The following is a 15,278-nucleotide window of genomic DNA, read 5'->3' on the forward strand; positions in this document are numbered from 1 at the left end:
CCGCTCAGCGGAACACATTATTTTTCAGCATTGCAATCAGCCGCTGGCCGGCCGGAGAGAGCGTATTGTGCTTATGATACACCAGCCAGACCTCAGAAAAGGCCTGATTTTCAGCTAAATGAATGTAACGGACACCATCCACTTTCATACGGGTAAACGATTCCGTTACCAGTGAAACACCTAACCCGGCAGAAACCAGCCCCAGAATAGTCATGGCTTCCCCCGCCTCCTGGGCGATAACCGGCGAGACACCCGCTTTTTTCAGCAGATTGATAATCTCATCATACAGCGCCGTTCCCACATCCCGCTCAAAGAAAACCAATGGTACGCCAGTGAGCATCTCCAGGGAAATACCCGTTTTGAGGTATTTCATCAGCGGATGATCATCATAGATCGCTAACATAAATCGTTCTTTAAACAGCAATTCATGAACCAGATTATCCGGTAGTTGCGTGTTGCGCATGACACCGAAGTCAATCCGGCCACTCAGCAGCGGATTAATCTGCTGTTTGGTATTCATCTGATGCATGTGAATAGCCACATCCGGGTATATTTCGCGGTACTGGCGAAATGTCGCCGTAATGTGACGCATAAACGGGGTCGTGGACGTAAATCCGACAGACACCTCCCCCAGCTCCCCGCGATCCATTCTGGCTGCCTTCTCAACCGCTGCCTCAACCTGTGTGCGGATTTGGTAAGCTTCACGCAGAAACATTTCGCCCGCCGGGGTCAGGCTGACATTGCGGTTGTTCCGTGCCAGTAACTTAGCCGGAATTGCATTCTCAAGTGCCCGAATCTGCTGACTGAGCGGAGGCTGGGAGATATTAAGACGCTCCGCCGCCCGCCCGAAATGCAGCTCTTCAGCAACCGCGATAAAATAACGCAGATGGCGGAATTCGATCATTATTCCCTCATTAAGTCGTAAAACATATCAAACAAGAGTATTAATATATTAGACAAAATACTACTATCTTTTTATGCTCACCATTATGATCCAATGCTGAGATAAGTGTATGACAGACGAGAATAAACTGATAACAGACAACCGTGTGACCTCACCGGTGGCAGATAATCAGGTAAAACAGCACTATATCCAGCGCGACGACAAACTGTATCTGCGTGTCACCCTCTCTTTCTTTATGGTCGGGCTGGCAACATTTGCCCTGCTCTATTTTGTACAGCCGATCCTGCCGTTGTTATCAGACGATTTTTCGGTATCACCGGCACAGGCCAGTTTGTCTCTTTCACTGGCGACCGGATTTATGGCAGTCGGGCTGCTGATCACCGGCCCGTTATCGGATGCGGTCGGCCGCAAAAATGTCATGGTGATATCCCTGACCTGCGCGGCCATTTTTACCCTGCTCAGTGCGTTCACCACCAGCTGGGCGGGGATCCTGGTTGTCCGTTCCCTGGTCGGCTTATCACTCAGCGGTGTTGCCGCCGTGGCCATGACCTACCTGAGTGAGGAAATCCATCCCAGTTATGTTGCCCTGTCGATGGGGTTATATATCAGCGGTAACTCTATCGGCGGCATGAGCGGACGCCTGATTACCGGCGTTATTGCAGATTATGCCAGCTGGCGGATTGCCGTTCTGGTACTGGGGACATTTTCCCTGTTCGGTGCCTTTTTATTCTGGCGGTTACTGCCGCCGTCACGTCATTTCCGGGCCAGCTCGCTAAAACCGAAGAGTCTGTGGAAATACCTGATTCTGCATTGCCGGGATGACGGGCTGCCGTGGCTGTTTGCCATCGGTTTTATCATTATGGGCAGCTTTGTCACACTGTTTAACTATATCGGCTACCGGCTGATGGAACCGCCGTATCACTTTAGTCAGGCGGTTGTCGGTATGTTGTCAATCGTTTATTTGTCAGGAACTTACAGCGCCTCAAAAGCCGGTGTACTGACACGGAAATACGGCTACGGCAGAGTACTGATTGGCGCTGTCACATTAATGCTGACAGGTATTCTCATTACTCTGGGCAGTTCACTGGCAGCGGTTCTGATCGGCATGCTGGTACTGACTACAGGATTTTTTGCTGCCCATTCCGTCACCAGCAGCTGGGTCGGACGCCGGGCACGGCGTGCCAGAGCTCAGGCATCCTCACTGTATCTGTTTTGCTATTACGGCGGTTCCAGTATTGCCGGGACATTGGGTGGCGTTTTCTGGTCTGACTGGCACTGGGATGGTATCGGCTGGTTTATTGCCGCTATGCTGGCAACCGGTGTGCTGATTGCCCTGTATCTGAATAAGCACGCACACTCATGATACATAACCAGTATAGTCAGGTAATTAATAGTGATGTCATATAAAATACCTCATCGGGTTGATTGCCGGATAATATGTAATTCCGTATCCTACCTCTGTTACGCAAAAATCTATATTTCTGCGGCATCGGCCGCCTGTCGGGTCAGCAGAAAATCAGGGTGAATGATTGATCGCGTAACAAGCACCATTAGTATTAACGTCTTCATATTTATAATCTTTCGTACTATCTTATTTTTAGGTCTTAACATTCATCACCACCATTGACATCTTTGGTGGTGATTTTTTATTTATCACATGAACTATATCTTTCTGATTAAAGTAAAAAATCAATAATCACTTTTTTATTTTTATGGAATGTAAAATACCCCATAAGGTTAATTTCATTATCGTATAAGCATGTCTACAGTTATAAATGCTCCACATATTCCTTTTCCCATAAAACAGAAAAACGAGGTTCATATGCTTACTCTGATATTAAGCTCTGCCCTGATGATGTCCCCTCCGGCACCTGCTCATGAATGGCTGGCACCACCACACGTTGCTGTTTGTTACGACCAGGTTACCTCGCCACCACCACAACCAAGAGACGAAGCTCCGTTTCAATAAAAGATATCGGGTTTTCCCCCCTGACCAACACGACACTCTATGCTGGAATGGGATCAGACAGCCACTGAACAGAGATTATTATGCTCACACTTTTATTAACAGGCACCTTGTTTTTTTCTCCCGCGGAATCATTTGAGTCCTGCGATATCGTTGCACCTGAATATTGCTCCACCGACTGGTGGAATTAAATAATCATATAACATAATGAGGCACTTTTATGCTGACACTTATTTTAAGCAGTTCATTAATGGTTCACAGTTATTTCCCTAACCCTAAAAGTGATGAGCCAAAACCGGATGTCTGGGAACCAAAATCAGCGCAGTATATTTATGATTCATGCCCCAAAGATAAACCCTATTGTCACATGCTGTGATAACAATGGACAATATTACTGTCCATCCTGAACAAACGTTGTTTATCCATTTATTTCACACGGTACAGATAAACAGGGTTGTTCATATAAAAACTCACTGAGTATTTGCCATTAACCCACGTTTATGTGGGTTAATGTGCTTACCATCGCCCCTTTTCTTCCATGGAAAGCAAAAATTTGCTTGTACAGAGCACGTTGCTGAATTAATCTGGTATAAACATTATTGTATGTTGTAACTAAAATGGTGATGTATGCGATATGATGCAATAATTTCTCTTACCGACTGCTTTAATCAGCTGGAATCGGCGCTGAGTGCATTATGCAATGCTATCCGGCAGCATCCTTCCCCTGCTGCTGAGGTTTATCAGTTACCTGAAATACTAAAAGGTGAGGAAACCAACACCGTCAACACCATTTCCGTTATTCCGATCAGTGGTGAAGAGGCTGTTTCGCTGGCGCTGTCTCACTATCAGCGTTTGTTTATCTTCGATAATGATCAGGAAATCAGCAGCAAATCTGCCATCCGGTTACCTGGTGTACTACTGATTACACTCTCCCCCGCGCAACGAAAAATAATGCAGCAACAACTTGATGAGGTTAACCGGCTGAAACAACAACTGGCTGCAATCGTGACAGAAACCTCCGGTGTGGACAAAACACAGCGTTTTGAATTCGTACACAACCAGATAAAAGGATTGATTACACTCAATGCCTACCGGCAGATCCAGTCGGTCACCTCCCCTTCTTCAGTCCGGTTTGGCTGGGCCAATAAACACATTATTCAGAGGATGGATCGCGATACATTATTATCTCAGCTGGAAGAGCAATATCAGAATCCGCGCGCTATTCAGTCACTGACACGCGAAGAGCGGCGGATTTATCTGGCGAAAGAGATATCCGCCTTAAAACAGGTGCCGGAAGACGCCATACTGAAAATCAAGCGACCGGTAAAAGTACAGCCGATCGCCAGGGTCTGGTACAGTGAGGCACAAAAGCAAGTGCAGTATGCCTGCGCATCACCGCTGATTGTGTTTTGTGATGAAAATGAGGAAAAACCGGTAACGGGAATATTGCCGGATTATGATGCGGAAAACATTAAAATCCGTCACAGGCCGAAAGCAAAGAAATTAATTCCTGTGATACCTCGACTGCATTTATACATGGAAGTGATGTAAAAACGGAGCCATCAGCGGCTCCGTTATGACTATCCTGACTGCCTATTACTTCATGCTGCCGACCATGTCTTCCGGACGTACCCACGCATCAAATTCAGCGTCAGTCAGATAACCTAACTTCATGGCAGAGGCTTTCAGGGTCAGGCCTTCTTTATGCGCTTTTTTCGCAATTTCGGCGGCTTTGTCGTAACCGATATGCGTATTCAGCGCCGTAACCAGCATCAGCGATTCATTCAGCAGTTGACTGATCCGCTCGCGGTTCGGCTCGATACCGACTGCACAGTGCTCATTAAAGCTGCGTATACCATCAGCCAGCAGGCGGACAGATTGCAGGAAGTTATGGATCACCATCGGACGGAACACGTTCAGTTCAAAGTTACCCGATGCCCCGCCGATATTAACTGCCACATCATTACCCATTACCTGAGCACACAGCATTGTCATGGCTTCGCATTGTGTCGGGTTCACTTTACCCGGCATGATAGAGCTGCCCGGTTCGTTTTCCGGAATCGCAATTTCACCGATACCACAGCGCGGACCGGATGCCAGCCAGCGGACATCATTAGCGATTTTCATCAGTGAGGCTGCCAGCCCTTTCAGTGTGCCATGGGCATGAACCAGTGCATCACAGGTAGCCAGCGCCTCAAATTTATTCGGTGCCGTCACAAACGGCTGACCGGAGAGTTCAGCAATTTTCTTCGCCACACGCACGGCATATTCCGGATGCGTATTGAGACCGGTACCGACCGCGGTGCCACCCAGTGCCAGCTCGCTCAGATGCGGCAGGCTGTTTTCCAGATGTTTCAGGTTATATTGCAGCATTGCCGCCCAGCCGGAAATTTCCTGGCCCAGTGTCAGCGGTGTCGCATCCTGTAAGTGAGTACGACCGATTTTCACGATATCGCGGTAAGCTTCCGCTTTCGCGGCCAGAACACGGTGCAGGGATTTCAGTTCAGGGATCAGCTGTGTGCTGACCGCGATCACTGCTGCAACATGCATTGCTGTCGGGAACACATCGTTAGAGCTCTGGCTTTTGTTGACATCATCATTCGGGTGCACGATACGTTCGCCGCCGCGCTGCCCGCCGAGGATTTCACTGGCGCGGTTTGCCAGCACCTCATTCATATTCATATTACTTTGTGTGCCGGATCCGGTTTGCCAGATTGCCAGCGGAAACTCTTCAGTATGTTTACCGGCAAGCACTTCATCCGCTGCGGCAATCACCGCATCTGCCCGCTCTTTCGCCAGCAGCCCCAGATCACAGTTGACAGCTGCTGCCGCTTTTTTTGTTATGGCCAGCGCAGCAATCAGATCCGCAGGCATTTTTTCAACTGAAATACGAAAATGCTCTAAAGAGCGCTGGGTCTGAGCGCCCCATAATTTGTCCGCAGGAACATCGATAGGGCCCATTGAGTCTTTTTCAATACGCGTGGCTGCCATTAGTCTCTCCTTAGCACACAAAATAAAATGGATTTAAAATCCCGAAAGTTACAGATAGACTCTGAAAACAGGCCTATCTTGCCATACTTTCATTTCCGATTATGCGATCCGGGCGGAGTTATTGCTTTATTGTTACTATCTTATTGTTAACTGTTTAAAAAGAGAGCGTTGCTATGTTAAAAATGCAGAATCAGGTGCAATTCTATGACTGGGGAAGCCATACCGCGATGACAGAAATGTACGGTTACCCTAATCCTGACAAGCAGCCGATGGCGGAATTGTGGATGGGAGCGCATCCGAAAGCCAGTTCGGTGGTGACAGACTCCGGCGGCAACTCCTGCTCTTTATATGATTTTATTGCCGGTGATCCGCAGTCAGCGCTGGGGGATGAGATTAACCGCCGTTTTCACCGGCTGCCGTTTTTGTTTAAAGTGCTGAGTGCTGCTCAGCCCCTGTCGGTACAGGTTCATCCGGATAAAGCTGCCGCAGAGGCCGGATTTGCCCGCGAAAACGATGCCGGGATCCCGCTGGATTCTCCGGTTCGCAATTATAAGGATGATAATCATAAGCCGGAGCTGGTTTATGCCCTCACCCCGTTCCGTGCAATGAATGCGTTCCGCCCGCTGGCGGACATTGCCGGGCTGCTGAGTGAGGTCGCACCGGCACATCCCGCCATCGGACGTTTTATTGCCTCGCCGTCAGAGGAAAATTTATCGGTTCTGTTTACCCGCCTGCTCTCCATGAGCGGAGACACCAAAGAGCGGGCAATCGCTGTGCTGAAATCCGCACTGAACAGCCGTCAGGGTGAACCGTGGGATACCCTCCGTAAGATGACAGAATTTTATCCTGACGATAATGGCCTGTTCACACCCCTGCTGCTCAACGTCGTTGAGTTAAAACCCGGTGAAGCAATGTTCCTGTATGCCCGCACACCGCATGCGTATCTTGAAGGAACCGCGCTGGAAGTGATGGCTAACTCGGATAATGTGCTGCGTGCCGGTCTGACACAAAAACATATTGATGTCGGTGAATTGCTGAATAACCTTGATTTTATACCGAAACACGCAAAAAGTTTATTTATGCAGCCTGAACATATTAACAACACTGAAATTTTCCCGATCCCGGTTGATGATTTTTCTTTTTCAGTGATGAAATTGCATAATCAGGAAATGATTCTTGAGAACAACAGTGCTAATATTCTTTTTTGTGTGGAAGGTCATGCAGTTATCACTACAGAAACAGAACAATTAAGAGTTATCTCAGGTGAATCTGTTTTTCTTTCTGCTATAGAAAGAAAGTTTAAAATAGATGGTGAAGGAATCATTGCCCGCGTTTATAATGCTGTGTAAGTAACTTCTCTCATTTTCTCCGGGCAGTTAACCGTTTAACTGCCCGTTAATTTTGATACCGTGCGAAAACCTGCAAAATAAATCGCATATAAAGGATGGATTTCTCTATGAAAAAGTCGTTAGTTGCTGTTGGCGTTATTGTTGCGTTAGGCGCCGCATGGGGTGTGGCTTCATGGCAAACCGGTAAGGAAATTGAAGCAAACCTTGATGAGTATATCGCCAAAGCGAACAAAGCAATCAAGGATAAATACCCTGATATTCCTGTTACGCTGACTGCCAAAGATTTTTCACGCGGTATTTTCAGTTCTGATGTCAAACTGATCATCAAAGAAACGAAAAAAAGCGGTGATACTGGCGGCGAAGAAGAAGAACTGGTGATCCTCAATACCATCGATCACGGCCCGTTCCCGTTATCTCAGTTCAAGAGCCTGGTCTTCTCGCCAAATCTGGCGTCAGTCCACTCTGAGCTGGAAAATAATAAACTCACCAAACGAGGCTTTGATATCACCGGCGGCAAATCCCCTGTTACAACGGATACCCGTATCAGCTACGACCAGAATTTCGATATTGATCTTGCTGTCAGCAAAATCAACTATAAGGAAGACGGTGAAGATCTGGCATTCTCCGGTGCGGATGTGAACGTCAAATTCGATAAAGAATTCAAAAATGTCAAAGGTAAAGGCAGCAGCAATGAACTGACTTACCGTAAAGGCGATCGCGAAAGCATCGTGATGAAAGGTCTGTCTTTTGACAGCGATGTTGCCAAATCCGGTGACAGCTACTTCTATCTGGGTGACCAGAATCTGAGCCTGAAAGAGTTAGCGGTTGTTAAGTACAGCGATACCGTTTCTCTGAAAGACCTGAAACTAAACGGCACATCCGGCAGCAAAGATAACAAACTGACTGCAGATATTGATTACAGCCTGGGTTCAATGAGCTACCGTGATGCCAATCTCGGTGCTATCAGCCTGAAGGGTTCTCTGAAAGATCTGGATGCCACTTCCGCAAATACACTGATGGCATCCCTGGAAGAGTACACCAAGCTGTCTGAATCTATGTACACCGAAGATTTCGACGATGCGAAGATGGAAGCACTGGATGAAAAAATGAAATCCAATGCACTGAGTCTGTTCAAATACAGTCCGTCATTCGCTATCGCACCTCTGAGCTGGAAAAACAGCGGCGGTGAATCAAAAGTTAACCTGAACATGACCTTCAATGCACTGAATGAAGAGAGCTTTAAAGCGCTGGAACACGCAGGCAGCTTTGATAAAGTTCTGCCGGTTCTGGTGAAAGAATTCGGTTTCAATATGGATCTGTCCAAACCGATGCTGGCCGATCTCGTTGCATCTGCCATGCAGTCACAGGGTATGGACGCGAAAGAAGCCAAAGAACAGAGTGAGCAGGGTGTTACTCAGATGGCCAGCATGGGTGCCATGATGGAAGTCGTGAAAGTGACCGATAAAGCAATCACCATGGATCTGAAATACAGCAACAACAACATCGATTTCAACGGTAAGAAATATACCGTTGCAGAATTCCTGGAAAAATATGACCAGTACGGCGTACTGAGTGATGACAGCAGTGACGACGAAAGTTACGAGGAAGAAACAATCGAAATGGATCCTAACGGTGACGCAGTGACGTTCGGTGAAGAAGCAGTGACTTTCGGTGAAGAGCCGGCTGCTGATACTGCGGCACCTGCTGCGCAGTAATTTCACACTGTTATTATCTGTTGATCAGACAAAAGCCAGTCGTCAGACTGGCTTTTTATCATCTGAGGAATACTGCAATGATTAACCGTTCACTCCCCCTGACCGACCTGCACCGCCATCTCGATGGTAATATCCGCCTGTCCACCATTTTGGATCTTGCCCGTCAGCACAACCTGCCGCTGCCCGCTTATGAAACCGAAGCACTACGCCCGTATGTACAGGTGATGAGCAATGAACCGGACCTGGTGCAGTTTCTGAGCAAACTGGACTGGGGTGTTTCCGTGCTGGCCGACCTTGATGCCTGCCGCCGTGTTGCTGCCGAAAACGTGCAGGATGCCGCCAGCGCCGGGCTGGATTACGCAGAACTGCGCTTTTCCCCTTATTATATGGCAATGAAACACCATCTGCCTGTTGAAGGCGTGGTGGAAGCCGTACTGGATGGTATCGCATCCGAAGTCCGTAACAGCCCGGTACGGATTAATATGATTGGTATTCTGAGCCGCACATTCGGCACTGACGCCTGCCATCAGGAGCTGAATGCCCTGCTCGTTCATCATGAGCATATTGTGGCGCTGGATATTGCCGGTGACGAATCCGGTTATCCGGGCGATTTATTTACCGATCACTTCCGCAAAGCCCGTGATGTGAACTGGGCTATTACCGCCCATGCAGGGGAAGCTGCCGGTGCTGCCAGCATCTGGCAGGCGATCCGCGATCTGGGTGCACAGCGTATCGGTCACGGCGTGATGGCGATTGAAGACCCGGCGCTGATGGATTATCTGGCTGAACACCGCGTCGGGATGGAATCCTGCCTGACCTCCAATATTCAGACCAGCACCGTACCGTCACTGGCTGCACACCCGCTGAAACAATTCCTGGCGCACGGCATTGCCGCTACCATCAATACTGATGACCCGGCAGTTGAAGGTATTGAAATTGCCCATGAGTACAATGTTGCTGCACCGGCTGCTGGTCTGACCCGCGCGGAAATTGAGCAGGCGCAAATCAACGGGCTGGAAATTGCCTTTTTATCTGCGGAAGAAAAAGCGGCACTGAGAGACAGGGCAGCTAAACGCGGTCAGTAAGCGCCGGCCTGCCAAACAGCGTCTATTTAATAAAGCGGAATCCCCCCGGAAGCCGGATATTGACCCCGGAGGGGGGCCCACCCGCAGCTTTCCCACACGTTCCCCTGATTAGTGTATACTTTTCTTTGCAGCCTCAATGGCTGCTTAACCTAAACAGGAGAATACCATGAACACATCATTGTTCAGTAAGACCCCGGCGGTCACGGTTCTCAACAATCGTGGTCTGACCATTCTCAACGTTGCGTACCACCGCCACCCTGAGTCACCGGATGTCACCACGGAACTCATCACCCGCCACCAGTACGATACCCGGGGCTTTCTGACGCAGAGCGCCGACCCGCGCCTGGCCGGGGCCGGGCTGGCGAACTTCACGTACCGGACAGATCTGCGCGGAAACGTCCTGCGTACACAGGGAGCAGACAACGGTACCACCGTCAGCCTGAACGATGTTGCCGGACGCCCCTTTATGACAGTCAGTAACATCGGTACCGCAGGCAACGGTACGGATGACCGGCATCAGGCCGTAACCCGCACCTGGCAGTATGAAGATGCCTCCCGGGCCGGGCGTCCGTTAAGCATTACCGAGCAGGTAAACGGCGGAGCCGCCCGCATCACGGAGCGTTTCGTCTATGCCGGTAATACAGATGCAGAGAAGGCGCTGAACCTCGCCGGTCAGCTTGTCAGTCACTACGATACCGCCGGACTGGTGCAGACCGACAGCATTGCCCTGACCGATGTGCCACTCTCTGTCACCCGGCGGCTGCTGAAGAATGCGGATAACTCTGACACGGTGGCTGACTGGCAGGGAGAAGATGCAGCGGCCTGGAACCGCCTGCTGGACAATGACGCCCGGACCACTCTGACCACCGCGGACACCACCGGCTCCGTGCTGACCACCACCGATGCACAGGGCAATATGCAGCGGATGGCGTACGATGTGGCAGGCCTGCTATCGGTCAGTTGGCTGACACTGAAGGGGGGTTCTGAAAAGGTTATCGTGGCTTCCCTGACGTACTCGGCAGCCGGACAGAAACTGCGTGAAGAGCACGGCAACGGCGTGATAACCACATACTCGTACGAACCGGAAACGCAACGCCTGAACGGCATTAAAACGGAACGCCCGGCCGGACATGCCGCCGGACTGAAGATACTGCAGGATCTGCGCTATGAATATGACCCTGTGGGTAACGTTCTGAAAGTCACCAATGACGCCGAAGAAACCCGTTTCTGGCGCAATCAGAAAGTAGTGCCGGAGAACACATACGCCTACGACAGCCTGTACCAGCTGATCAGCGCCACCGGGCGTGAAATGGCAAATGCCGGTCAGCAGGGCTGCGAACTACCACCGCTGACCGCTCCCCTCCCAGCAGACAGCAGCGCTTACACAAACTATACCCGCACATATACCTACGACACTGCCGGTAATCTGACGCAGATAAGCCATCGCGCACCGGCGACAAACAACAACTACACAACAAAAATCACCATAAGCAACCGAAGCAACCGGGGCGTACTGAGCACGCTGACGGAAAATCCGGCAGCTGTGGATGCGCTGTTCACCACAGGCGGCCAGCAGAAACAACTGCAACCGGGACAAAACCTGACCTGGACACCGCGCAACAAGCTGCTGAAGGTGATACCGATCGTGCGGAGCGGAGACGCAGATGACAGCGAAATCTACCGCTATGATGCGGGCAGCCTGCGCATCCTGAAAGTCAGCAGGCAGAAAACCGGCGGCAGTATGCAGACGCAACGGGTGCAATATCTGCCGGGTCTGGAGCTGCGCACGACAAAAACCGGCGATACACAAACAGAGAGCCTGCAGGTAATTATCGCGGGTGACACGGGGCAGATACGCCTTCTGCACCGGGAGAATGGCGATGACCAGATGCGCTGGAGCTACGATAACCTGATCGGCAGCAGCGGTCTGGAGCTGGACGGTGAGGGAAATATTATCAGTATGGAGGAGTACTACCCGTACGGCGGCACCGCCGTGTGGACTGCCCGCAGCGTCGCGGAAGCGAAGTACAAAACCGTGCGCTACTCAGGCAGGGAGCGGGATGCCACCGGACTGTACTACTATGGTTACCGGTACTACCAGCCGTGGGCCGGAAGATGGCTGAGTGCGGATCCTGCGGGAATAATGGACGGACTGAATCTGTTCAGAATGGTACGAAATAATCCTCTGCGATTTTTTGATACCAACGGACTGGCACCCAGTGATGACAAATCTCAGCAGGCGCTCGGCAGACCTTATATTAAAGAAGCTAAAAATTTAGCGGCGGAACAATTATCAGCTGCTGAGAAATTTTTGAATAATGCATCTAATAATGACGTTGCGTTAGATATCTATAAGACATTTTTCGGGCAGCATATGGGAGAAGAAAAACTGGGTATATGGAAGACACAAATAAAAAATGTGTCAGAGGGAATAAACAAACTGGATACGAAAAGAAATGTCCGGTATTCACCGCTGAAGATAACCGCATCCGGAGAGAAATCAGAGACGGTGGCAGCCGAAGCCAATATGCAGGCATTTCAGCGCGGGGAAAAAATTTACATAGATGCTTATACTGGTGTACTGGATAAAGTCAAAAAAAATGAATCACTGGGTGTTGATCATTTAGCGCATATCTTAATTCATGAAATGTCTCACATCCGCCTGGACACGGAAGATATGGCGTATATCGGGGTGGCGAAAAATGAGGGGTATCATGATGTAAATGCTATGCTCGCCCTTCTTGAACCAGAAAAACTGCAGACCGGCAGAGGAGAGCCTGAAGAAACGATCAAACAACAACGTGCCCGGGGAAGTCTGGACGCGGTGAGAAATGCAGACTCTTTTACAACAGCAACCCGTTATCTTGCTTATACTGCAAAAAATGCTGATTTCTATCGTCATTTTGCAGGGCAGAAAAAAACGTTCAAACCGGGTTCGCCGTCTCTTATCACGAGTCCGCGCTGGAGGTGAGTGTCATTGATTAACACGATACAGGCTATCATAGTGTTTATACAGACTGTATTGTCGTTAAAACCCGCCGGGATGGCAGTGTGATAAACAAGGCTGTTTTCTTTATACCGGGCGGTCAGACAGCGCCGCCCGGTATTTCTCATCACCAGCTCCCGGAAGCACCGCCGCCACCGCTGCTGCCACCTCCGCCCCCGGAAGACCCGCTGCTTCCGGAACTGCCGCCGGAGCTGCTGTAACTGCCACTATCAGAACCGGATGAATATCCGCTTCCGGCACCGGCTGTAACACCGGTTAGTTTCCGTATTTCCGCTTCCTGAATCCGGTATCCGGGAATTAATACATATAATATAAAACACAGAAACAGTGAGCCAAATACATTCAGAAAAACGAGCATCATGATACTGATGAATAATGCGTCCGGATCAGGGTCTCCGTCTATCAGAACCCGCGTCATTATAAAAATCAGAACCGAATAAATTAATACAGCGACCGTCTGACCGACCAGTGACGGGTATATATATTTGTGATGTAAAAATGCCGTCAGGCGCTTCTGAGTCAGGCGTATTGCCCGTTCGGGCTGACGTTTTTTCTTATTTTTGGATTTTGCATATTCCTCTTTCAGGTATTCAATATCATTAATAACCTGCTTTTCTATTCTTTTCTTACGACCGGCGGAACCGATAAACAATGACCAGAGATACACCGTAATAAATGTCAAAAAATAAATAACGGTCAGCCGTGCGATTTTTAAAGGTTCTGTTCCGGAAGCATTTGATCTGATATATGCCGGTTCACTTCCGCTGATAATATCAATGGCATCAGTCACACCCGCTTCAATCCCGGTAAAATAACGGCCTTTTTTAAATTCAGGCGTGATACGGTGACGGATAATACGGCCTGCGGAGACATCCGGCAGAATACCTTCCAGGCCGTAACCGACCTCAAAACGCAGATTACGGTCATTCACCGCCACGACCAGCAACAGACCATTATTCTGACCTTTACGACCGATTTTCCAGGTATTGAATGCACGGTGTGCGAATGTCTCAATACTTTCCCCGCCGGTTGACGGCACAATAAACACCACAAACTGACTGCCGTCATTGCGGCTCAGTTCGTACTCAGTGAGTTGCCGGTTAAGCTGTGCGAATTGCGGGCCGGTCAGAAGACCGGCACTGTCAATAACCCGCGCCCGTTTCAGTTCCGGCAGTTGCTGCACATCCGCACGGGCAAAGAAACTGACAAAAAGAAGCACAAGGCATCCTGTCATAATCCTGCCCATCATGACTCCTGTGAATGCTCTTTTCCCTGCCGTGCATAGCGCGCCGCCATCACTGCACACACCATCAGCTGGATCTGATGAAACAACATCAGCGGCAGCACCAGAATACCGACTACGGCAGGCGGGAACATTACGTTTGCCATCGGTACGCCGTTTGCCAGGCTTTTCTTCGAACCGCAGAAGACAATCGTGATTTCATCAGCCTTATTAAAACCCAGTGCCCGCGCACCGTACACGTTGATCACTAATACAATCGCCAGCAGCCCGCACGACACCACAGCAATCTGCAGAATAGACATTGCATCAATCTGCTGCCAGATCCCTTCAGCAACCGCTTCGCTGAAAGCGACATACACCACCAGCAGAATAGAGGTGCGGTCCGTTTTATTAATGATTTTTTTATTGCGATCCACCCACTTACCGATCAGCGGACGGGAAAGGTGCCCGACCACAAACGGCAGCATCAGCTGCAATAAAATAGAACGGATAGCCCCCAGGGTATCCAGATCATGCGCGCCCTGCGTTTCCATCATAAAACCGATAATCACCGGTGATAAGAACACCCCAAGAATACTGGAGGCAGATGCACTGCAAATCGCCGCCGCCACATTACCGCCCGCGACAGAGGTAAAGGCGATAGCAGATTGTACTGTCGCCGGTAAGGCACATAAGTATAAGAAACCCATGTAAATGGCCGGAGACATCCATTCCGGCACCAGAAACTGCAAACCCAGCCCCAGCAGCGGGAAAAGGATAAAGGTACTGGAGAACACCATCAGATGCAGACGCCAGTGCCCCATCCCCGTCACAATCGCTTCCCGCGAGAGTTTTGCGCCGTGGAAGAAGAACAATAACGCAATCGCAGCGGTGGTCAGATAGCGGAATCCGGTCGCCACATTGCCGGTTGCCGGAAAGAGTGACGCCAAAATAACAACCGTGATCATTATGACCAGGAACGGATCTAACCGCAGTTTCTGCCACCAGTTTGTCATGCGTTATCCACTTTTGTCTGCAT

The 15,278-nt window shown here is 49.7% G+C and carries 10 protein-coding genes; 6 read left to right on the forward strand and 4 right to left on the reverse strand.

Going from position 1 to position 15,278, the window contains the following annotated elements; translation table 11 throughout:
• Nucleotides 1–4: 4 nt before the first annotated feature.
• Nucleotides 5–907 (reverse strand): LysR family transcriptional regulator, encoded by a 903-nt coding sequence (locus ACF8OF_RS14205; protein WP_274369578.1) that lies wholly within the window; start codon nt 905–907, stop codon nt 5–7.
• Between the two features lie 106 nt (nt 908–1,013).
• Between ACF8OF_RS14205 and ACF8OF_RS14210 the strand changes: the two genes are divergently transcribed.
• Together ACF8OF_RS14210 and tus are read left to right on the forward strand one after the other, a co-directional pair.
• Entirely contained in the window at nt 1,014–2,267 is a 1,254-nt protein-coding gene (locus ACF8OF_RS14210) for an MFS transporter (protein WP_392497013.1), read from the forward strand.
• 1,230 nt (nt 2,268–3,497) lie between these two features.
• Nucleotides 3,498–4,421, forward strand: a complete 924-nt coding sequence (tus, locus tag ACF8OF_RS14215) for a DNA replication terminus site-binding protein (RefSeq protein ID WP_279797891.1) — start codon at nt 3,498–3,500, stop codon at nt 4,419–4,421.
• A gap of 45 nt (nt 4,422–4,466) precedes the next feature.
• On the opposite strand, the gene fumC is transcribed toward tus, so the two are convergent.
• Nucleotides 4,467–5,861, reverse strand: coding sequence for a class II fumarate hydratase (gene fumC / locus ACF8OF_RS14220; RefSeq protein WP_392497014.1), 1,395 nt, complete (start codon nt 5,859–5,861; stop codon nt 4,467–4,469).
• A 173-nt stretch (nt 5,862–6,034) separates the two neighbouring features.
• On the opposite strand from fumC, the gene manA reads away from it, so the two are divergent.
• The 4 genes from manA to ACF8OF_RS14240 all read left to right on the forward strand — a co-directional run bounded on the left by manA (nt 6,035) and on the right by ACF8OF_RS14240 (nt 12,981).
• Complete coding sequence (gene manA / locus ACF8OF_RS14225; RefSeq protein WP_392497015.1) at nt 6,035–7,210, forward strand: mannose-6-phosphate isomerase; 1,176 nt, start codon at nt 6,035–6,037, stop codon at nt 7,208–7,210.
• Nucleotides 7,211–7,317: 107 nt separating this feature from the next.
• The gene (locus ACF8OF_RS14230) at nt 7,318–8,925 is read left to right on the forward strand and encodes a YdgA family protein (RefSeq protein WP_279797890.1); all 1,608 of its coding nucleotides are present in this window, start codon (nt 7,318–7,320) and stop codon (nt 8,923–8,925) included.
• Nucleotides 8,926–9,002: 77 nt separating this feature from the next.
• On the forward strand, nt 9,003–10,010 hold the full coding sequence (add, locus tag ACF8OF_RS14235) for an adenosine deaminase (RefSeq protein WP_392497016.1): 1,008 nt from the start codon (nt 9,003–9,005) through the stop codon (nt 10,008–10,010).
• 166 nt (nt 10,011–10,176) lie between these two features.
• On the forward strand, nt 10,177–12,981 hold the full coding sequence (locus ACF8OF_RS14240; protein WP_392497017.1) for an RHS repeat-associated core domain-containing protein: 2,805 nt from the start codon (nt 10,177–10,179) through the stop codon (nt 12,979–12,981).
• A gap of 142 nt (nt 12,982–13,123) precedes the next feature.
• Here the strand turns inward: ACF8OF_RS14240 and ACF8OF_RS14245 are convergent, their stop codons facing one another.
• Both ACF8OF_RS14245 and ACF8OF_RS14250 read right to left on the reverse strand, forming a co-directional pair.
• A complete protein-coding gene (locus tag ACF8OF_RS14245) occupies nt 13,124–14,236 on the reverse strand; it encodes a TPM domain-containing protein (protein ID WP_392497018.1) in 1,113 nt (370 codons plus the stop codon).
• 26 nt (nt 14,237–14,262) lie between these two features.
• Nucleotides 14,263–15,255: a bile acid:sodium symporter family protein gene (locus ACF8OF_RS14250; RefSeq protein ID WP_262864627.1), complete on the reverse strand. Its 993-nt coding sequence runs from the start codon at nt 15,253–15,255 to the stop codon at nt 14,263–14,265.
• Nucleotides 15,256–15,278 lie beyond the last annotated feature (23 nt).

Source organism: Morganella sp. TYF_1 (genome assembly GCF_043105645.1).
GTDB classification, from domain to species: domain Bacteria; phylum Pseudomonadota; class Gammaproteobacteria; order Enterobacterales; family Enterobacteriaceae; genus Morganella; species Morganella morganii_B.